The organism is Streptomyces sp. NPDC060049, from assembly GCF_042736715.1.
Lineage (GTDB): Bacteria > Actinomycetota > Actinomycetes > Streptomycetales > Streptomycetaceae > Streptomyces.
Window position 1 is genome coordinate 93,287 of sequence record NZ_JBHWVV010000023.1, and the last position, 21,327, is coordinate 114,613.

A 21,327-nucleotide genomic window follows, 5' to 3' on the forward strand; every position below is an offset into this window, starting at 1 on the left:
CGGTATCCCTACGACGTGCCCGGCGGTACGTGTCTGCTCCGCTCAATCGACACGGACGCTCGCCATGGAGATGTAGGTGTGCCGTCTGGGTCAAGGCCATAGGGCCACAGCATGGTGAAGACTCCGGGCTCCTCGGCCAGGCGGTACAGGGCGTTGGGGTTGCCGTGGTCGGCGGCCTGCCGGGCCAGGGCTTCGGCGCCGTCCCGGTCCCCAGCCTGCTCCCGCATGGCGACCAGGCGGTACAGGGCGTCGGCATTGCCGTGGTCGACGGCCTGCCGGTAGAGGGCGTCGGCGCCGTCCCGGTCCCCAGCCTGCTCCCGCATGGCGACCAGGCGGTACAGGGCGTCGGCATTGCCGTGGTCGACGGCCTGCCGGTAGAGGGCGTCGGCGCCCTCCCGGTCCCCAGCCTCCTCCATCATCACGGCCAGGCGGTACAGGGCGTCGGCATTGCCGTGGTCGGCGGCCTGCCGGTAGAGGGCTTCGGCGCCCTCCCGGTCCCCGGCCGATTTTCGCATCTCGGCCAGGTGAAGCCCGGCGTGGGTGCTGCCGTGGTCGGCAGCCTGCCGGTAGAGAGTCTCGGCGCCATCGCGGTCTCTGGCCTCCTCGCGCTTCCTGGCCAGGTGGTACAGGGCCTTGGGGTTCCCCTGGTCGGCGGCCTGCCGGTAGAGGGCTTCGGCGCCCTCCCAGCCCCCGGGCTGCTCCCGCGCTACGGCCAGGCGGTACAGGGCGTTGGGGTTGCCGTGGTCGGCGGCCTGCCGGTAGAAGACTCTGGCGCCGTCCTCGGGCCACTCCCGCGCTACGGCCAGGCGGTACAGGGCGTCGGTGTCGCCGTGGTCGACGGCCTGCCAGGCCAGGGATTCGGCGCCATCCCGGTCCCCCGCCCACTCCCGCAACTCGGCAAGCCGTCCCAGGGCGTCGGTGTTGCCGTGGTCGGCGGCCTGCCGGGCCAGGGATTCGGCGCCATCCCGGTCCCCCGCCCACTCCCGCAACTCGGCAAGGCGTCCCAGGGCGTCGGTGTTGCCGTGGTCGGCGGCCTGCCGGGCCAGGGATTCGGCGCCATCCCGGTCCCCCGCCTGCTCCCGCAACTCGGCAAGGTGCCCCAGGGCGTCGGTGTTGCCGTGGTCGACGGCCTGCCGGTAGAAGGCTTCGGCGCTCTCCCGGTCCCCGGCCCACTCCCGCAACTCGGCAAGGCGGTACAAGGCGTCGGTGTTGCCGTGGTCGGCGGCCTGCCGGTAGAAGGCTTCGGCGCCGTCGTCATCCCTGGCCACCTCCCGCAGCAGGGCCAGCTCCATCAGGGTGTCGGTGTTGCCGTGGTCGGCGGCCTGCCGGTAGAGGGCTTCGGCGCCGTCCCGGTCCCCGGCCTGCTCCCGCATCAGGGCCAGCTGTAACAGGGCGTTGGCGCTTCCGTGGTCGGCGGCGCGGTGGCGGAGGGAGTGGGCCCATTGCAGGCGCTGCCGGTCCTCGGCCGCATGGGTGAGGTTGCTGAGGTCGTCGGGGTCTGTGAGGTGGGTGTGGGCGGCGTGCCAGAACGACGCAGGCGGGCACAGGTACCTGCGGCTGGTGCGGCCGTGCTGTTCGAGGTAGTCGGCGAGTCGAAACACCGGTCCCGCGGTCGACAGGGCCGGGCCCTGAGCGTCCGGGGACGGGGCGGGAGGACGCCGCTGGGTGCGGGGGATGGTGCGGCGCAAGGGGGCCTGTTTCCCGTGGACAGGTGCGGCGAGTTCGGCGAAAGCCTGCTCGGCCCAGTCGTCGGTGAGCTGGTCGTAGTCGGTGTCGGTGAGGTAGTCGGCGGCGGCGTCGGTGAGGAAGGCCTGGGGGAGGTGGAGGCCGACACCGAGGCGGCGGGCGTCCATCGCCGCTTCCAGGACCGCTGCGGCGGCTGGGGTCGCGTGCTGGTAGCGGTTGAGGAGTTCGGGGGCGCCGGCGAGGTCCTGGGTGACCCGCCCGTCGGCGCTCGCACGGCTGAGGGCATCGGCCAGAAGCCGGTCCCCACTCTCAGCAAGAGCGGCCGCGGCAGCCAGCGCCGGAGCTTCGAACGTCTCGGGAACGCTCAGCACGCGGCCAGCCAGCAACTCCCGCACCCGGCTGTGCGGATCCTTCTCACCCGGCACGGGCAGGGCCGTGTACCGGGCAGCGTACTCGGGCCAGAGCGTGCCCAGCACCAGGACCGGCCCGCACTCCACGGTCACCAGCAACCGGTGTACGGCCGCCGCGATCCGCTCGCCCGTCGTGCGGTCGCCGAGGTAGTGCTGGGCCTCGTTCAGCCACACCACGGTGTGCGGCGCGACACGAGGCAGGTCCTCCAAGGCGTCCTGGGTGCGGGTCGGGTCGAAGGGATGCCACAGCCGCCACCCCTGCGCCGCGAGCGGCTGCACGGCCTCCCAGCACGCGCGCGTCTTCCCTGTCGACGAACCGCCCACCAACACCACGGCCCGACTACGGCCAGCTGCGGCATCCTCGACCACCCCGGCCAGTACCCGGTCATGCTCGCGCCACACATACCCGGGCATCGTCCTCGCCCCCGACCTCTCGGGTCCGGAGGCGGCGTCACCGGGCCCAGCCGGGTGGACCTCCAAGTCGTGCGGATCCCACTCACCGATCGAACGGCCCGGCACCGACCGCACCCCACCCCTGGTGCCCTCGACCGCGCTCCGCCGTAACTCCAGCAGCTCCTCCAGATGCTCCTGGAGCTTCAGCGCACGGGCCAGGGCTGCCAGCGTCTCGGGCGAGGGGGCAGGCTTCGCCAACGAGAGTGCCTCCGACACCGTCGTGCGTCCCAGCCCGGCACGCTTGGCGAGATCCGTCTGGTTCAGCCGCATGCGGGCCATCCCGCCCCTCAGCCGCTCCCGCAGCTCGGTCAGTGCCGGATCCTGGCCGTCGTGTTCGTCGTGCACGGTGCGCGCCCCCAGGACCGTCGTGTTCGCCGTGTTCATCTTCCTCCCGGCGAACCCCGGCGAACACGGTTTCCGCAACCTTCGACACGTCAACGCCCCCAACGCATACCGGGAGATTGCCGTGACCGTCGCCGTCGTCCTACTCGCCACCGCATTCGTGACCGTCGTCGCGCTCCTGGCAGCCGCCGCCGCGGGCAAGCTCGCCCGCATGGACCACGCCAGCTACCCCACGGCCCTTACCCGCGCCGCCACCACCTTCGCCGCGGTCATCACCCTCGCCGCCGTCGTAGCCGGCACTCTCGCCGCCCTCCTCACCTGACGACCAGCCCTACTCAGTCTCAAAGTGCCCCCGTTTGCGGCTGGTGACGATCCTGCTGGCCTATTCCGTGCCCGGCGGCACTGGCGGCTCGTTGGACAGGACAGCAGCGGCCGTCTTGGCGTTCCCGGTCGCGGGTGGGGTGTGGGATGTCGATGCAGCCGAGGCCGTGGCCGAAGGTGCCTGAGCTGACCGCGCAGGTGGCGCGGGCGGTGGCGGCACGGGGCCCGTACCCGTTGGTGTGAACGGTCACGGTATTCCCCAGCTGGAACGTCACGGAATGGGCCAGGGACATCGCGGAGTCGGCGCCTTCGTCCCCATGCGGACGTCGGAGCTGCTCCGTCATCCCGACGGCGCCAGGGTTCTCGGGCCGCTCGATAGCTGCCGATCATCAGGGCTGGTCAGGGCGGTCAAGGGTGGGCGTATGCCCAGCGCGGAGCGCCGCCGAAGGCGCCCTTGAGGGCACTGTCCAGCCAAACTCAGGAGTCGGGCGGCCCGTCAACGACCTCGACCAGGTGGGGAATTCGGTGGTGCTGAAGACCCCGATCGTGGGGATATCCGTGACCGCTCACAGTTGGCGATGCGGGTCCGAATAGGCCAGCAGGATCGTCACCAGCCGCAAACGACGGTGGTCAGTCCTCTGACCGGGAGGGTCGGGGCAGTGCCGCCCTACTGGTCCCTCGGCAAGTGCGAGGCGGCCGCCCTTCAGTTCAGGTACGTAGTTGTAGATGGTGATGCGGGAGACACCGAGGAGCTTGGCGATCGAGGTGACCGAGTTCTCCGGACGGGCGAGCCTTCTCGCAGGAGCCCGGCAGTCGGCCGGACCCGTTCACCCAAGGCCCTGCTCCTGCGCGCAGGCGATGTCGAAGGCCGTTAGCCCGATCGTGCCGTGAATCTCCCGGTACTCGGCGACGATCCTCCAGCCGCGCTGCTCCAGGACGATCGTGGCCTCGTACACCTTGCCCTTCTTGTCCTTCTTCTGCTCCTTCTTCCCGGCGTCCTGCCAGTCGCGCCGGCCCAGCTCGCGCACCGCGGCCTCGAACCGGGCCGGATCGGCCGGGACGGCCTCGGTGTAGAACCCCTTGAAGGGGACGAGGCACTGCCCGGGCTTCCGCTCCTCGCCCATCTTGCGCCACTCCGGGTCGGTCGCCGGCAGGCCCGCGGCGGCCGCCGAGGTGTCGATGTCCGTCCGCACGACCTCCCGCGTGAGCAGCCCGGTGCCCTCCGGCCGGGGTGACACCGGGCCGGACGCGGCCCCCGACCCCGTGCCGCCGCCGCAGCCCGCGGCTCCGAGTGCGATGACCACCACCGCCACGGCTGCCCACTTCGTCCTGCTCATAGCCCTGCCCCCACGTCAGGGGGGCGTTCGCCCCCGTGTTCGAGGGAGGGAGTCTGCCACGCCGCTCCGGCCCAGGTGGCGCCGGGACCCTCCGGCGGTCATACCGGTAGCCAACCTGCGCTGAGAATGTGGAGCGTGCTGGTGGCCGCGGACGCCCCCGCTACGAGCCGCCGCGCGAGGCAGGCAACTGGAGCCCCGGCGGCGCCGGCACCGCGGCTTCGCCCGTCGGGGGCGAGATGGGCTCGGAGCCACGATCCGCCACCACCCAGGCCGAGTCGAAGCCCTTGGGCCTCGTTGTTCAAGGCGCAGACTGCTTCGTTCGGTGTCGAGGGCCTTGAGAACGTTCGCTTCTGCGGGTAGCGGCTGCCGCCCCGGCGGGGGCCTTGACCGGCCAGCGTCTGAGCAGAAGGCCCGCCCGTTGCCGCGGCGTTATCGGGGACGGGGCTCTGCGGGATTGTGGCACCGGGTGGTGGCGTCCAGCTTCGCCCTGCGTGTTCGATGTGACGCAGCATCCATGCACGGGCGTCTGGGCCGGCGGTGTTCTACACCCAGCTCATCGGCCGTTCGGTCATCGCCTGATCGAAGTTCCCGATGGGGTTGCCCTGCCGGGACCACCTTCTCCGCAAGGCCGGCCTCCGCCGCATCCGCTTTCACGACCTCCGGCACTCGACCGCCCCCTGCTCGTGGAACAGGGCGTCGAACTCGTCGGGATCAAGGAACTCCTCGGCCACGCCCACATCGGCGTCACCGCCGGCGTCTACGCCCACGTCCGGCTCCGCCTCCAACGCCAAGCCATCGACACTCTCAACGGCGCGCTCAGTACGGCCAACGACAACCCCGACAACCCACCCGCCATGGCAACCGTCCGCTGACGTTGCCGTCACCGTTGCCGTCAAGAACCCCAGAAGCCCCACCGAACACGCTCGGTGGGGCTTCATCGGCGGTATTGGAATCCCAGCGGGTTTCATTTCCTTCCGGGCTTCCGAAATTCAGCTCTACCCGTACGATCTGTAAGTGGCCTAGCCGAAAGGCGTAGGTAAGAAATCTACGGGATTCACCTTGGAGGGCCCTGCGTGCGTTCTCGCGAGAATGGTGTTTGACTCGCGGTAGCTTCGGCCAGAAGCGGTCGTTGGCTCTGACGTGCCGTTCCCAGTCGTCCTGCCAGAACTCCACCGTCCAGCCCGGCCACAACTCTGTACTTGGTAAGCCTGCGGCGAGGAATGGAGGGACCACCAGCCCAGGTGACGGCGAGAGCCCTGGAGTTCACCGGCACCCTTTACATCGAGGCCAGCCTCTGGGCAGGACCGTCAGTGATCGATTCCGGAGCCGGGGCAGTAGTCAAATACTCCCATAATCCGCCATACGATCTAAATGGGCCACCAAAGCTCCGGCCGACCCGTCGCGAATATCAAGGCCACTCAGAGGTCTCGCTCGCGGAGCAATGTCAACGTGGAGATTGTGGAAAGCGCGGTAAGTACTAGCCGGGGTACGCAGCTCGCGTAGACGAGAGTCGAATAATCTCCGTAATTGGGCTCCGACAGGTACCCTTCGTCGTCGACCCAGTTTCGCTCAACCGTTATCTCCTGGTCATTAGCGAGGCCCATGCTCCTAAAGTAATTGCCGCCTTTGAAGGAGCTATCTCTTTCCTCGAATGGAACGTCTATTGAGAAGCTAATGTCCGTCGCTACTTCATCGATAGATTTCTGGCGTGAACCGTAGACGGCGAAGATGGGCATATTCTTCTCACTAATTGTCAGCAAGGACCGATTGGTAGTGTGCGGCTCCTGCGGGTGTGCGTGACGCCGGACCCATTAAGGCCCGGCGTCACGCGGCGCATTTAAGGAGCGAAAATGCTTGGCCCTCTCGCGGCCGCTGAGGCGGCGGAGTCGTACACCATGAAGTTTACAGGTCGTCCTGCTTGCTTCGTCAGCTCCGCACGAAGCTGCGAGAGCCCCATTTGTTGTAGATGTTCTGGTTTCAGTGGTTCGGTTCTCGTCCCGCCACCGCGGATCTGAACGCCAGCATCTCTAGCGCGAGCCATCAACTCTGGACCGGCAATCGCAACATCGAAATCGCTCTGTTTGGGGCCGGAATCAAAAGGTTTGCCAGTCCGATATTTGAAACCGGTTACGGAACTTCCATGGAAGATCGCAGCCGAGTTTGCATACCCGGCTGTATTAAGGCCTAGGTTGAGCTGCGCGGAGAATTTCGCAAACTCTGCTGCGTTCGCGAACCCGTGGGGGAATCCCCTCGGTCCGGGTTTCGGAGGGCCGCTCCCCGCTGGCCTGTGAGCGAACACCACGGCGAGGGCGCCGGGAACTTGGTATTCGTCTGATCCTATTGGATAGCCGTTGTTGGCCGCCCAAGCATCGTACTGCTCACCGAGATCGCAGCCGCCCGCTGCCTGATTATCTCCCCAGCAATCGGTATTGAACGTCGTGTAAGCGAGACCCGCAGTGTAGGCAACGTTTGAGCCTAGACCGAGAAGAACGGTGATTACGGGGTTAGGGCCGCCGTTGCCCTGCCCCGTGGTGCCACCGGCGTCTCCTTGGCCGGAATTTCCTCCAGCCGATGAACTCGTACCCGAATCCGTCGTGCCTCTAGCGGGAGGGTCGTTCCCTCTAGAGGTACCCGGATCTGGGCTGATGTCCAGCGGCCTGGAGGTGTCTCCTTCGCATCTTCCGTTTCCAGCGTCCAGGCACATACCCGTTGGGTCGGAGTAGGTTGCAGGGTTATTGGCGGCATAGCCATATCCGTTGAGAGTCTCCGGCTTGTCAATCTCCAGGAGTGGGTCGACGCTGATGAATTGGCCGGTGGTGGGGTCGTATTCGCGGGCGCCGATGTGGGTGAAGCCGGTGGTGGTGTCGGTGTCGCCGCCGACGAAGCCCTTCTGGCCGGGCCAGAACGCGGGGGGTGCGCCGCGTTGGGCGCCGTAGGGAAGGGATTTACGACGGTTGTAGGTGAGGGTGGTAGCGCTGACGGAGAGGGTGTTGGTGCCGTGGTGGTCGGCGACGAGGAAGCGGACGCGGCTGTCGCTGCTGGAGCGGATGGCCGTACCGCCGGGGACGGTGTAGTAGCGGTTGCCGGTGACGGTGTTGGTGGCCTTGGTCAGGATGAGTTCCTGGCCGCCGGGGAGGTAGAGCGTGGTGGTCGCCGGATCGCGCTTGAGAATCCGGGTGCCGGCCGTGTCGTAGAGGAACGAGGTGGTGGTACCGGAGACCGTGGAGGTGGCGATCTTTCCTTCGTCGTTCCACGTCAGGGTCTGGGCTGCAGCAGCCGCGGTGTCCTTGGTGGTCAGGTTTCCGGTGGTGTCGTAGGCGAAGGCGTCGGTCCCCGTCACGCCGCCCGTGGCGGTCACCTGCAGAAGTTCGTGGCCGGGGGTGGTGCCGGTGGGGTAGGTGTGGGTGCGGGTGGTGTCCGCGGTGACGGGTCCGGCCTTGTGTTGCTTTTCGGTTGCGCGCTGGCCGGTGTCGGTGAAGGTCCAGCTAGTCCAGTACGGGTCGACGGTGCCCAGGTTGGGGGTGCCGGCGCCGTTGACGGGCTTGGTAGTGCAGTCGTCTCCGGACGTCCAGGCCTCGGTCATGCGGCGTGCCCAGTCGTAGGAGAAGCACTGGTCGTCCTTGACCGCGGCGTCGTCCTGCTGGTCGGTGATGCGGGTGATGTTGCCGGCCGGGTCGTGGCTGTAGGTGATGTCCGACAGCGTCATCGGCCCGGAGGCGTCCCGGTCGGTAGCCGATCTCAGTACCCGCCGGGTCAGCGAGTCGTACCACACCGAGTTGGTGACCAGCGTGCCCAGGTTGCCCATGCTGGCCTGGGCCAGCTCGCCGAAAGGGGTGTAGGCGGCGCCGCGCAGGTAGACCTGGGAGAGGGTGCCGTCGATGCCCGCCAGATTGTCCTGCTTGCCGTATTTGTTGGTGACCGTCTCTGCGGGCAAAGCGGAGTTGGCGTTGCTGTTGGTGGTGCTGTAGATAGCTGTGGCGGGCAGGCCGCTGACCGGCGTCGTGGTGCCGGCGACGGTGTAGGTGCCGGCGAGTTTTTCTTCGCCCGCGACCGTGGGGATGGTGACCTTGGTTCCGGTCGGTTGGCCGCCGGTGTCGTAGCCGGTCACGGTGCTGGTGTAGGCGGCGGTGCCGTCGTAGCGGGTGGTGGTTGCGGGCAGGCCCTTGCCGCCGGTGGCGGTGTCGTAGGTCCATTCGGCGAGTTTGCTGCCAGTGACCGTCCCCTTGCGCAGGCTGGTCTTGCGGCCGAGCTCGTCGTAGGTGGTGGCGAGTGTGACACCTCGCGCGTCCATGGAGCTTTGGGGCCGGCCGTCTGAGCCGTAGACGGTGGTGCTCTTACCCTTGTCCGGGTCGGTGCTCTCGGTCTGGCGCCCCCGCAGGTCGTGGCTGTACGTCCAGGCATTACGCCCAGAGTTGTCGACCATCGTCGCCATTTTTCCGGCGCCGTTGTAGGTGTAGGTGTGCTTCTGGTATTGGGTGGCCGCCGCTCCGAGGACGGGGTTGCGGTCCTTGTAGTCGCGTCGCTCGATGGTGCGGCCGCGGGAGTCGGTGACAGTCAGGGTGGCGGTCGCGCCCTGGGGCGGGACGACGGCCTGCCAGTCAGGCCCGTAGGTGGTGGTGGTGCGCCACTTCTCGGTGTTCACGGACAGCTGGATCAAGTCCGTCACGCGGCCACGTGCGTCGTAGCGTGTTTCCACGGCGCTGGGGATCTGGTTGTCGGGGACGACGAGCATCGTCGTGCCGACTGCTTGGTCGTTGTAGTAGGGGGCGTTGGTCCGCAGGACACGCCCGTAGTTGTCGTAGTACGTGTCCGTGAGGATCCGCCCGGTGATGCCGATGGCATCGGTTTGGGTCTGGCGGGGGCGCATCAGGGAGTCGTAGAGGGTGACCGAGGTGCCCCAGAAGCCGTCTTCGTAGAGCTTCTTCGTGGTGACGGTGGAGGGGGCGGTGTTGGACAGGTTGTAGGTGTAGGTGACGTTGGGCTGCTCGCTGGTGGCCCGCCCGGCTGCCCAGCCCTTGACGAGGCGGCCGAGCGCGTCGTACTGGGAGGTGGCGGTGCGGTTGTTGGCCTCGGTGGTGGTCAGGGCCAGGCCGCGCAGGCCGTCGTGGGTGCTGGTGGCGGTGTAGCCCTTGGGGTCGGTGACGGTGATGCTGGTCGGCTGAGCGTCGGCAGCCGGGAGGTAGGCCGTCGTTGTCGTTTGCCCGTCCTGGCCCTTGGCGGTCAGCACGCGACCGTACTGGTCGTGTGTAGCTTGTCCGACCGTTTCCCAGACGAGCTGGCTGTTCGCGTCTAGCTTGGACGCCTGCTCAGTCTTGGTGACGTTGGCCTGTCCGGCTTTGGGCGCGGCGCCAGGGGACTGGCTGTCGTAGGACGTGCGTCCGGCGCCGGTCACAGCCGGTGCCGAGATGGTGGTCGTGCACGGCTTGGCGGTCGTGGAGGTGACCTGGCTCGGGTAGGCGATCAACCAGTTCGCCGTGTCAGGTGTTACGTACTGAGTGACTGAGCAGGTGGCCTCGGTGGTGTTGGCCCCGTCGTTGCCCTCGGTCAGGAGCAGACCGTAGGTGGTGTCGTAGGCGCGGGTCGTGGTAGAGGCCTGCCAGGTGCCGTCGGCCAGGAGCTTGCTGCCGATGGTGGTGGCGGTTCCGGAGAACCGGGCGACCTTGGACCGCAGTGTCGGCCCTGCCGTGCCAGGGTGGTCCGGGTCGGTGATTCCGGTGACTGGCTGTGAGGCGTTGTCACCCGCTGCCCACGGGGTGTGGGTGGTCTTCTCGACCACGGCGCCGGCTTCGCCGTCGTAGGTGCGGGTCTCCGAGACCTTGCCGGCGAAGTCGCGGCGGTCGGTGACTCCGTTGATGGCCGCGACCGTACGCGGTTGGCCGTTGGCGAGTTTGTCGCCGGCCATGCCGAGGTAGTAGTCGGTTTCGCTCTTGAGCCGGTTGGTGGTGCCGGTCAGGGTGCGGATAGTGCGGTAGCCGCGGAAGTCGTTCCAGGTGCGGTGTTTGTCGAGGGTGAATTCACTCTCGTCGCGTGCCCAGTTGGGACCACCGGAGTAGGTGTAAGTGGTGGTCTTCGAGGGGGAGCCGGTGCCTGCGGTGGTGTCGGCTTCTTCGACCTTGGCGACCAGGTACTTGTGGAAGTAGTCCTTGACTTCCTCCACGGCTCCGTCGCGGGTCCACCAGGACGGGTAGCAGCGCTTGGTGTTGGTGTCGTCGGCGGTGGGAAGGCTGGTCGGGGTGCAGTTCGTGGCGTGGTAGGTGACCAGGGTGCTGCTGCCGGTCTCGCCGGTGACCTGGGTGATGCGGTACTTGTTGATCGGAGGTCGGCCCTCGGCCCCGTCGACCCGGTTGGCCATGGGCGTGCCGGCGAACGTGGTCGTGAGGGGCGTTGCGTCGGGGATGCTGCCGGCCTGGCCGGTGTGTGTGACGGAGTCCAGCCACAGGGCCGGCTTGGTCGTGTCGCCGGTCGGCGGGTAGGACTGGGAGAGTATCCACTTGTCGACGGCGACGTGCGCGCCACCCGAGAGGGCGTAGGTCCTGATGTCCGTCAGCCGCTTGGTCGACCAGAACGACGGACCGCCCTGCAGACACTGTGCTCCGGCTTTGCAGTCCAGGTAGACGGGGACGTCGATCCAGTCGGTGGCGTGAGCGGCGTCCAGCGTGCAGGTGCCCGCGGTGCAGCGATCGGCGACAGTGAAGGTGACCTGCGCGGGAGCCAGGGCCGGGGTGTACACCTGGCCGGCGCGCAGGCCGTAGGAGATCTTCTTCAGAGTGCTGTCGCGGGTGTAGAGCGCCGACGCGTCGATCTTGCCGTTCTTCGCGTAGTAGTTCCCGTACTTGGTGTAATACAGGGCCATGGCGTTGTTGTGCGGGTCGACGACGTAGTCGAGGTTCCACCGCCAGCCCTGGGTCACGCTGGAGGACGCGAAGTCCGCTCCGTGACCCGGCTCGCCCGGGTGGTTGCCGAAGACGGGCACCCAGTTGACCGAGCCCGTCTCCTCCTTGCCGGTCGTCCAGCCGGGCAGGCGGTTCTTGCCGAACCAGTACTGCGTGCCGTCCGTGGTGGTGACCCGCCAGTACTCGGAGTCGGCGTCGCCCGAGCTGTTTCCGGGGGAGTCGTAGATCCGCTCGACGCGGGAGCCGTCGTCGTTCGACAGCTTCCACACGCCCTTGCCGGCGTCCCAGAGCAGCTCTGAGCTGGAGCCGTTCAGCGACATCGTCGCGTTCTCCGACTTCCAGCACAGGTCGCCGGTCTTGACGGTGTTGTTGCCGCCGTTCTTGTCGTTCTCACAAGAGACGTACTTGCGTTCGATGAACCCCGGGCTGTACTCCCAGCCCTCACCGACCCACGAAGCCTGGTTGTTCGTCGAGCCCGTCCGCCCGTCCACAGACGACGAGCTGTACGAGAGGCCTACCTTTGGGCTGAGGCCGCCGGGCGCCGGAGGCACCGCGGCCGGCATGTTCCAGCCGAACGAGCCGGAGTTCCCGCCAGCCGACCACGAACCCGACGGCGCGAGGGAGGTGGCCTTGAAGGACCCCTCCGAGTCGTCGGCAGAGGGTTCCGCGGTCAGGACCGTCATACCGCCCGCGGGAGCGGCCAGTGCGCTGGGCGCCGACTTGAGGAGAGGCGACGGCGCGCCGGATGACGGCAGGTCCACGGACGCGGTCAGCGAGGACGTCTTCGCGTCGTTCCGCGTGGGCAGCGGGGTGCCCTTGAGGCACTCCGGCTTCGAAGGTGTCGTCAGCGCACAGGCGGGCAGCTGACTGAGTCTTAGCGAGGAGGCCCAGTTGGCGCCGTAGGCGTCCTTGATCTTCGAGTAGTCGACCTCGACCTGCGCTGTCGCGGCTCCAGCGGAGCCGTCAGAGCGCTGCACGGACAGCAGTAGACCGGTGATTCCGGCCTGCTGGGTGGCCTTGTGGTCGGCGACCGTGACCCGGACGCGAGAGGGGGCGGGCTGGGCGTCCTTGCCTGAAGCCGAGGATCCGGCGCCGGAGGCCGAAGCGGCCGGGCCGGACGGTGCGACGCGCACGGGCAGCGAGCCGGCCTGCACCGGGGTGGCGGCGTTCGCCTTCGCCAGCGGTGAAGCGGAGGGCAGGGTGACCTCGGCGGTGCCGCCGGCGGGCCAGCTGACGGCTGCGGGCTTCCAACCCGGGGCCTTCGCCGCGGCCTTGCCCGCGCTCGGCTTGAGGTCCTTGCCCTTGACGGACGCCGTCTTCTGAACGTCGCGGGGCTTGAAGGAGGTCGGGCCGGCCCATGCCGGCCCGGTGAGGAGGGAAACGGTCAAGGCAGCCGATGTCGCCCCGACAATTGAGGTCCGAAGGGACCGTTTTCTCTGAAAACGATCACCTCCGAACAAATCGGACATTGAGTCCGTTCGTTTAAACACAGCAAACCCCCCACGGGAATTAAGAGACAGATAAACCCGCAGCCAACACGTCTCTGGAGCCCAGCGCAAGATCTATCTTCAGGGTGGTTGACCTGCCAAAACATGCCCAGGTGGCTTGAAGTAGATCATCCTGGACAGCTAGTTCCTGATGGATGGTCATGCCCATCCAGACTCTGCTGTGCCAGTGCGAATGCTTTCGCTTACCCTGCGGTGATCCACAACCTGCTGTTCTCAGAAGGACTCAAAATTCCCATGAACCATCGAAGAGCCAAGGCGAGAGCTCCCCGCACACTCGCGGCCCTCCTCGCTCTCGTCCTCCCCCTCACCGCCGCAGACCTCCTCTCAGAGTCCGCCGCGGCCTCAGCGGCCGAGGCGATTCCGGCCGGCAATGCGGCCGGGGCCAAGTCGGCCTCGGAGGTGAAGGCGTTCAGCCTGGCTCGGGAGTCCGGTGAGCGGGTCGAGATCATCGACCGCCGTACCGAGTACGCGGAGACCTACGCGAACCCCGACGGGAGCCTGACGCAAAAGCAGTTCACTCTCCCCGTCTGGACACGCCACGACTCGCTATGGCGCCGGACCGATGACACCGTCACCAAGCGCGAGGACGGCACGATCGGCCCGACAGCTGCGTTCGGCATCAACTTCTCCGGGGGCGGGAACGGACCCCTCGTCGCGATGGACCAGGCAGGCAAAAAGCTCGCTCTGACCTGGCCCGGCAGCCTTCCCGAGCCGGTGCTGGGGGAGAACACCGCGCTCTACAAATCCGTGCTTCCCGATATCGATTTGAAGCTGATCGCGAAGGTCGACGGCTTCGCCCAGCACCTCATCGTCAACACCCCCCAGGCCGCCGCCAACCCGGCGCTGAAGGAGATCAAGCTCGGAATCACCGCCCACGGAGTCACGCTTGACGACACCGCGAGCGATGAACTGCTGGCCAAGGATGCCGGCGGTCAGGTCGTCTTCAGCGCTCCGAAGCCCACAATGTGGCAGCAGCCTGCCCCTGAGGCGCCCGCTCCCCTCGCCAAGTCCGCCACGCAGGCCAAGAGCGTCCTTCTCATGGCGGAGCCGACGGCCCCTCAGCAGGCGGATGTCGGCGCGGACGTCACCGCGAACACCCTCACCCTGACCCCGGACCCCGTGCTACTGGCCTCGGCCACACGCTTCCCCCTGATCATCGACCCTCCCTTCACCGGCGGTACAACGGGAATCTGGGCCACCGTGTACTCCGCAACCCCAAACTCCGCGTACAAGTGGGGCGACGGCTGGCAGTCCGACAATCCGGCGGACGAGCCCCGAGTCGGCTACAACGGGTCCGGCAACACGCAGGCCTTCTTCTCCATGAAGCTGGACGGACTCAAGGGCGCCACCATCGGGGACGTCACCTTCGCCGTCGAGCAGACCCACTCCTGGGGCTGCGACCCTTCCGCGGCCGGCCCCACCGAACTGTGGGCTTCCAAAAGCATCGACGCGACCACACCCACCTGGAACACGCGCAACGACTTCTGGACCTACAAGCTGGCCCAGGGCAACTTCGCCCACGGCAACCCCACCTACTGCCCCGGCGTCCAGGGCTACGACTTCAAGTCCTCAGCCCTGACCTCCTACATCCAGGACTTCGTCACCAACGGCTGGAACCCGGCCACGCTCGGCCTGCGCGTTCCCGACTCGTACCTCGGCAACGTCAACAGCTTCAAGAGACTGCGTAACAACCCCGTCCTCGAGTTCCAGTACTACTTCAAGCCCGAGGTCACCGCGAGCGGGGCCTACGAAGGGAACTGGGCACCGGGCGCAGACGGCAACAAGTCCGTTCCCTGCTCGGCCATGATCGGCAACAGCGGCCTCGCGCTGACCGCCGGCCTCCAGGACAGGGACGGCGGTACCGTCACCCCCGAATTCGTCGTTACCACCGCCGTGGGAGGGGCCACCGTCCCGGTCTCCAACGTCACCACCGTCGCCAGCGGCGGAACGGCGACCGCTACCGTCCTCGCCCAAAATCTTCCCACCGGCAGCTACAAATGGAAGGTCAGGGCCAAAGACGACGAAGGCGCCTACAGCCCCTACACCGGCGACTGCGCGTTCAGTGTCGACAAGACGGGACCCGCCGCCCGCGTCACCGTCGCCAAGGAGGACGGCACCGCCCTCACCACCCAGCAGGCGCGCACCAAGATGCGGGTCAAGCTCAAGAACCCGGCCACCGACCTTGCCGGCTTCTGCCACCTGATGGACCGTCCCATCCCCATCTCCAGTACCCCCTGCGCCGGAGCGAACTGGGTACCCCTCGCCCCGGGAGGGACCGAAGCCGTCATCGACGTCATCCCTACCGGCCGGCCCCAGAGCACCCTGTACGTCCTGGCATTCGACAAGGCCGGCAACCACTCACCCACCGACGGCGACGCCGACACCGCGATCCTTAAGACAACCCCAGCAGCCTTCGTCTACCCGCCCGGACAGAGCCCCGTAACAAAGAAGGCTCTCAAAGACCTTCACGGCGACCTCAACGGCGACGGCTACACGGACATGCTCGCCACCGAACCGGCCGGCGGACTGCGCCTCTACTCCAGCGACGGAACCGGACACGTCAAGTCGACCGCCGTCGGAACCTCCGGGTGGGACGGAACGCTCATCGCCCACGGCGGCGACTTCGTCAACCTCACCAGCCCCACCGACAGGCCCGACGGCTACGAAGACGCCATCGTCCGCCTGAAATCCAACAAGCTCTACATCTACCCCGGCAACGGACGCGGAGCCCTCAAAAACCGCGTCGAACTGGCCACACCCTCCCGCCTGGGCGCCGAGGGATGGGGCCGCCTCGATCAGATCGCCTCCCCCGGAGACCTGGACCGGCGAACCGACACCGGCTACGCACAGGGCAACGACCTGCTCACACTCGAATGCAACGCGTATCAAATCGGCAGATGCACCAGTGTCGGAATGTACCTCTACTCCGGCCAGACCTACAGCGACGGCTCCGCAGACCAGAGCGAGCCCTTCGACATCCAGGCCAACCCCACAGAGATCCCTGGCCCCAGCGGAGGCTGGACTAACCACGAAGTCGTGACGGTCGGCGATGTGGACGCAGACGGGGTCCAGGACATCGTCACCCGCCACAGGCTCAACTCTTACCTCTTCCTCCACCGCGGCCAAATCACCAACGGCGTCTACAGCGTCTTCAGCGAAAACCACCAAGGGGCCATCTACGCCCAGAGCGGCTGGCTCCCCGACAAGCGGCCCCTGGTCGCCAGCAACGGCAACGCCCAGGGCACCGTCGTCAGCAAGACCGTCAACGACGAGGGCCAGATCGTCCAGTACGACGAGTTCCAGCCCAAAGCTGGTGACCAGCTGAGCGACGTGTGGGCTACCACCCCGGCGGACCCCAACTATGTCGTCAACTTCGTCGACAGCGCTGGAACCGCAGCCACCACGACCTGTCCCACGGGTTGTCTCCTGTTTTACCCAGGCGGCCCTACAAGCCTCAAGCCTCCTCTCCTCGTCGGAGCAAGCGGCTGGGGGCCCACCAGCATCACCAGAATCTTCTAACCTCGACACCCGAACCAACGCAAGTAGTACGTATCGAAACCAGGTTCGTCGTTGTAACACCTAGTCGGCGGACAGACTTCGGCGTGGGGCCTTCCACCGGATCCGGTGGAAGGCCCCACGCTCGTGTAGGCGGGTGGGTCAGGGCAGGGCGATGGCCGGGGGTGTCGGGGTGTCCTCCGTGGACCAGGGCTCGCCGCCTGTGGGGGTGTTCGTCATCCGGGTGGCGGTGGTGGTGAGGAGGCGGGCGAGGAGAAGGCCCGTGGAGGCCTGGCTGAGGGCTGCGGCGGTCCGGATGAGGCGGTGATGCTGGTCGGTGGGCAGGGCCAGCGCGATGCAGGTCGCATCGGTGCCCGGCAGGGTCAGAGAGATCGCCGCGCAGAGGTTGTGAGTGGAGTACTCGAAGAGGTCGAGCTGGGGGGCGTGAGGGCCGTGGCCGTCCAGGTTGTCGAACAGGATCCGGGGGTCGGTGATGGTGCGCCGGGTCAGGGGGACGGGCTTGTAGCGGGTGAGGTGCTCGAGGCGGGCGTCGAAGTCCAGGTCGGCGAGGTGGGCTTTGCCGACGGCGCTCGCATGGCCGGTCTCGATGAAGGGAGCTCCGGGGCGGACGGCTGGGGCTCTGTCGCTATGGGAGGACTGCAGGATGTTGATGTCGCCGTCGGTGTAGGCGGAGAGGTAGACGGCGGCCCCGAGCTGGTCGCGCAGCCCGTCGAGTGTCTGCTGCATGAGTTGCCGGTGTAGCTCGGGGCGGTCCGCCATTTCCATGACGGGGCCGGGCAGGTGGGCGCCGGCGATCGTCTCGACGAGGTACTGCGCGCGCAGCCAGTGCAGCAGCCACGCCGTGGACGCCACCGACATGCCGGTGCGCCGGGCGAGGTCGCGGGTGCTGATGCCTCCGGAGTGCTGGATGTGGTGGAGCAGGTCTCGGGCCCTGATCGCGATCGCCTGCTCCTGCGGCGGCTGCGTGGGCAGGCTCGGCGATCGCGCCATGTCGGTGAGGATCGCGGGGCGCAGCGCGTTAGCCGACCAGGGATCTGAGCCACCGTCCTCCATGTGTACGGCGTCCGCGCGGGCCGCGGCTGCCGCGCCGGCGGCCGCGGCGGCCAGGTGGGGTGCGGGGTCGGGCAGGGGCAGGATCAGCGCGCCGGACTGCCGCCCGTCGAGGGCGGTCAGGTGCGGCCGGTCGGTCATGGGGCCGCTCTGGGTGCCCGTGTCGGCCGCGGGGTGGTCGGGGGAGGGGAACATGGGCGGCGGCACGAGCACCAGCCGCGGCCCGCCAGATCCGTCCGCCGGCGAAGCCGGCACGGCGGGTACTGCGGCAGCGGCGCTGTTGTCGTGGTCGGGCTCGGGGGTGAGGAGGTGCTTGCTCACGCCGAGCCGTTCGCGGATCTCCTCGAAGAACTGCGGGTCCTCGACGGGCCAGACGGGCGTGGTGGGGCGGCGGTGTGCGGTCGCGGCGAGGAGGTGCCGTGCGTCGCCGTGGCCGTGGCGGGCTGCCTCCGCGACCAGGAACAGCACGTCCTCACGCCGCCCGTACCCGGCGCGTCCGGCCAGCGCGGCGAGGCGGAACAGGGCGCCGGGATGCCCGGCCTCACTCGCCTCGCCCAGCCACTGCGCGGCCCGCAGCAGCTCACCGCCCAGCAGCGCTTTGGAGCCCAGCCGGTACAGCGAGTTCGCGTGCGCCCGCTGTTCGGCGGACAGTCCGTAGGTGTCGGTCAGGGGCCCGAAGTAGCCGTCGGGCCGGTCCCAGTAATCGTGCGGGCCCTTGAGCTGAGCCAGCAGTTGCGCGAGCCCGGCCGGGACCAGCGGCTCCGGGCGGCCCGCCCCGCCGCGGTGGTCGTCGTACCTGCTCACATCCGTCACCTGTCCTTCCTTCCACGGTTCTTCTTCTTCCGATGCCCATCCCGAATATGCCCAGTGAGCTTGCGCTTTAGGTACGAGACTGCCTTGTTCCGCAATTTGTGAAGCCGCCCCGCAGGTATCCCGAGCACCGTCGCGATCTCCACATCGGTGAACCCCCGGCTCTGCAGGTCCACGACCTGCTGCTGCTGGCTCTGCGGCATCCGCCTGATCTCCCGCCTCACCAGCTCCTGCCGCGTCCGATCACCCTCACCGGACTCCTGTTCGGAAGGAACGGCGTCGAGGGCGTCTGAGCCCATCAGCACCAGCCGCTTGCGCTGGCGCTGCTCTTTGCGGTGCTCGTCGACGGCGAGGTTGCGGACTGCCGTCCGCAAATAGGCCATCACGTTCGTATCCGCATCGAGCTCTCCGGCAGCGGCCTTCTGTCCCACCCGCAGGTACGCCTCCTGCACGATGTCCTGACACGTCGCCAGCGCCAGCGACAAGTTCGACCGTCGCAGCGCCTCCGGCTCAGTCGCCACGAACACCGCATACGCCTCCAGCAGCCGCTGCGCGACATCCGCGGCCGGCGTGAACTCCTCCTCCGCTCCCTCGCCTACCACGGGCCCCGCTCCCCGCCCGCCACCGCGGCGGCGCCGGGGGCAGCGGCGACGGTGACTCGCACGTCCACCCGCGCCTCGGCGGCGACGTCCACCCGTACGACGACGAATCCGGAAAGGGACAGCTCCTCTTCCGTCCGCTCCCCGGCGGTCTGGGATCGGGTGTCCTTGCGGTTGAGGAGACTTCTCCGGCACAGACGCACCAGGACAACCAGCGCGTGCACCGCGCTCACGGCGGCCGGGCCATGCCCGAGCCACTCCAAGGACGGCGTCATGGTCAGCGGTTCTCCATCTTTTCGGCGGGACGCGATCGGCGTGAACACGTCCTCGCCCCACAGACGAACCCCACAGCGCACTTCTCCCCCCACAGCCCCCCGATTCACCCGGGAGAGTGAACATCACGCCTGACCCGCGCTCCGGCGTAAACGTGAGGCTCCCGGCATGCAGACGGCCCATCGGCATGTCCGGCGGTAGACGCGGCGAAGGTCGCCCACACGCGCCGTACGGCCCCTGCCTCACAGCCAGGCACACCACGGCGACCCTGCTCGTGGAAGCCGACACCGTCACCCTCCTCGCCGACTGCCCCCAGTCCGACGTCCGCTCCAGCCCCCAGCGGGGGTGGCGATGCCCCCTCGTACGGCATCCGCTGGGACACCGCCCCGGACGACGAACTCCCCATCCCGCCCGCCCGCGCCGTACGCCCGCACCTGGCCCAGGTGCTCAAGCTCGCCCTCGCCGCCCGCGCACAGGGATGACCGCGGTGGCCAGCTGCACCGGACGCCGGCCCGGCGCCGTGTCCGCGCCGTACCAGGTTGGAGACGTGGTGCGCGGACCCGAAGCCCTGCTCCCAGCCGACTACCGCACCCGCCGCCATCTACGAGGGGGAAGTCGTCCAGGTCGGCAGCGGCTGGAACGACGGCGTTGACCTGGACAGCGCCTACCTCTGGGTCCGCCTCGCGGACCGGACGGAGCGCAAGCTCGCCATAAGGGCCTGTCTTCGGTGCCTCATGGCAGACGGTCCACCGGCGTTCTCCGAGTGGACTGCGGCGCGGCACGCCGTATGCATGCGGGCCGACACTCCGCCTCGCTACATGACCCGGATGCAGCGCCCAGCTGGGGGAGCGCCGGGACGGTCTTGGCCAGGTTGGCGCGGAGGGTAAGATCATGGAGGTGCTTTTCAGATAGTTGGGGTGGTTATGTCGCATCAGATGCGGCTGGGTGTCCGGCTGGTGACGGCCGTTGTGCTGGTTGGGGGTCTTGCGGGCTGCAGCCCGGGGGTGACGGTCGGCAGTGACGCGAAGCCGTCCCTGCCCGGTCAGGGACCGGCGGGAGAGCGGGGTGCGCCGGCGGTGCGGGCGCTTCCGGGTCTGTCGACGACGGCGGTGGCCCGCACCCAGCTCGGCGGGCTGAAGGTTGCCACCCAGCAGGCGATGACCGGTTACAGCAGGGCCAAGTTCACGCACTGGGCCGGGCAGGGTGACGGGTGTGACACCCGGGACGTCGTCCTCGAGCGGGCCGGCAAGGACGTGAAACGCGACAGCGAGTGCAAGGCTGTTTCGGGTACTTGGGTATCCGTGTACGACGGGATCACGGTCACCGACGCGGGGAAGCTCGACATCGACCACATGGTGCCTTTGGCGAACGCCTGGCGTTCGGGCGCCGGCTCATGGACGGCCGAGCGCCGCAAGGAGTTCGCGAACGACCTCACCCACCCCCAGCTGCTGGCGGTGTCGGCGGCAACGAACCGGGCCAAGGGCGACCAAGGCCCCGACGAGTGGCAGCCCCCCGTCAAGACCTACTGGTGCACGTACGCCATGGCGTGGACGAATGTGAAGAGCACCTACCAGCTCACCGTCACCGAGCCGGAGAAGATGAAGCTGAACGAGATGCTGGAGACGTGCCCCTCATGACCACCCACCAGCCAGACGACGCCCCGCACCCCGGCGACAGCGGTGGTTCCGACGGGTCGGTTCCGCTGACCTCGCACGTGAAGGCGGGGCCCGGCGGGGCGATGACCGACGAGGTCGGCGTCATCACCGGCGACGTCAGCGTGACGACCGAGGCCGGCCCGGACAACATGGTCCAAGTCCGCATCCAGTACACCGGCGCGGAGGAGTGGTACACCCTCACCGGCAGCCCGGCCCCGCTCCCACCCGAAGGCCTCGCCGTCTTCCACGAGCGCGTCGTCGACGCCGTGCAGGCAGGCGGCGCTGCCGAAGTCCCCCATCCCTAGCCGCTGCCAGAGCACCTCACCCCAGAAGCGCACCTCACCCCCAGAGCACCTCACCTCGGCTCGTCTGGCTGCCGCGAGCGTCTGCCCGCAGGTCGTCCGGACGGCGGCGGTCCCGCTCTTGCGTGCCGCCGCAAACGAGGGCCGACGTGCTGTGGATGTTCTGAACCAC

The 21,327-nt window shown here is 68.0% G+C and carries 10 protein-coding genes and 1 pseudogene; 5 read left to right on the plus strand and 6 right to left on the minus strand.

Features of this window, described 5'->3' with window-relative positions; all coding sequences use genetic code 11:
• Positions 1 to 8: 8 nt before the first annotated feature.
• On the minus strand, positions 9 to 2,933 hold the full coding sequence (locus ACFWBY_RS32380; protein WP_385409734.1) for a tetratricopeptide repeat protein: 2,925 nt from the start codon (positions 2,931 to 2,933) through the stop codon (positions 9 to 11).
• Here ACFWBY_RS32380 and ACFWBY_RS32385 point away from each other — a divergent pair.
• Entirely contained in the window at positions 2,917 to 3,213 is a 297-nt protein-coding gene (locus ACFWBY_RS32385) for a hypothetical protein (RefSeq protein ID WP_385334221.1), read from the plus strand. The genes ACFWBY_RS32380 and ACFWBY_RS32385 overlap by 17 nt on opposite strands.
• A gap of 826 nt (positions 3,214 to 4,039) precedes the next feature.
• Here ACFWBY_RS32385 and ACFWBY_RS32390 read toward each other — a convergent pair.
• The gene (locus tag ACFWBY_RS32390) at positions 4,040 to 4,549 is read right to left on the minus strand and encodes a hypothetical protein (RefSeq protein WP_385334223.1); all 510 of its coding nucleotides are present in this window, start codon (positions 4,547 to 4,549) and stop codon (positions 4,040 to 4,042) included.
• A 615-nt stretch (positions 4,550 to 5,164) separates the two neighbouring features.
• Between ACFWBY_RS32390 and ACFWBY_RS32395 the strand changes: the two are divergent.
• Positions 5,165 to 5,421 (plus strand): annotated as a pseudogene (locus ACFWBY_RS32395) (tyrosine-type recombinase/integrase); the annotation flags it as partial.
• Positions 5,422 to 6,386: 965 nt separating this feature from the next.
• Here ACFWBY_RS32395 and ACFWBY_RS32400 read toward each other — a convergent pair.
• On the minus strand, positions 6,387 to 12,830 hold the full coding sequence (locus ACFWBY_RS32400; RefSeq protein ID WP_385334225.1) for an RHS repeat-associated core domain-containing protein: 6,444 nt from the start codon (positions 12,828 to 12,830) through the stop codon (positions 6,387 to 6,389).
• A gap of 354 nt (positions 12,831 to 13,184) precedes the next feature.
• Between ACFWBY_RS32400 and ACFWBY_RS32405 the strand changes: the two genes are divergently transcribed.
• Positions 13,185 to 16,469, plus strand: coding sequence for an FG-GAP repeat domain-containing protein (locus ACFWBY_RS32405; protein ID WP_385334227.1), 3,285 nt, complete (start codon positions 13,185 to 13,187; stop codon positions 16,467 to 16,469).
• A 138-nt stretch (positions 16,470 to 16,607) separates the two neighbouring features.
• On the opposite strand, the gene ACFWBY_RS32410 is transcribed toward ACFWBY_RS32405, so the two are convergent.
• Genes ACFWBY_RS32410 through ACFWBY_RS32420 form a run of 3 tightly spaced genes read right to left on the minus strand, consistent with a single transcriptional unit; the run spans position 16,608 to position 19,200 of the window.
• Entirely contained in the window at positions 16,608 to 18,329 is a 1,722-nt protein-coding gene (locus tag ACFWBY_RS32410; protein WP_385334229.1) for a hypothetical protein, read from the minus strand.
• Positions 18,326 to 18,928: an RNA polymerase sigma factor gene (locus ACFWBY_RS32415; protein WP_385334231.1), complete on the minus strand. Its 603-nt coding sequence runs from the start codon at positions 18,926 to 18,928 to the stop codon at positions 18,326 to 18,328. Before ACFWBY_RS32415 ends, ACFWBY_RS32410 begins: the two co-directional genes overlap by 4 nt.
• Complete coding sequence (locus ACFWBY_RS32420) at positions 18,922 to 19,200, minus strand: hypothetical protein (protein WP_385334233.1); 279 nt, start codon at positions 19,198 to 19,200, stop codon at positions 18,922 to 18,924. The genes ACFWBY_RS32415 and ACFWBY_RS32420 overlap by 7 nt, the downstream gene beginning before the upstream one ends.
• A 921-nt stretch (positions 19,201 to 20,121) precedes the next feature.
• Here ACFWBY_RS32420 and ACFWBY_RS32425 point away from each other — a divergent pair.
• Together ACFWBY_RS32425 and ACFWBY_RS32430 are read left to right on the plus strand one after the other, a co-directional pair.
• Positions 20,122 to 20,835: an HNH endonuclease family protein gene (locus ACFWBY_RS32425; RefSeq protein ID WP_385334235.1), complete on the plus strand. Its 714-nt coding sequence runs from the start codon at positions 20,122 to 20,124 to the stop codon at positions 20,833 to 20,835.
• Positions 20,832 to 21,158, plus strand: a complete 327-nt coding sequence (locus ACFWBY_RS32430) for a hypothetical protein (RefSeq protein ID WP_385334264.1) — start codon at positions 20,832 to 20,834, stop codon at positions 21,156 to 21,158. Before ACFWBY_RS32425 ends, ACFWBY_RS32430 begins: the two co-directional genes overlap by 4 nt.
• Positions 21,159 to 21,327: the final 169 nt, after the last annotated feature.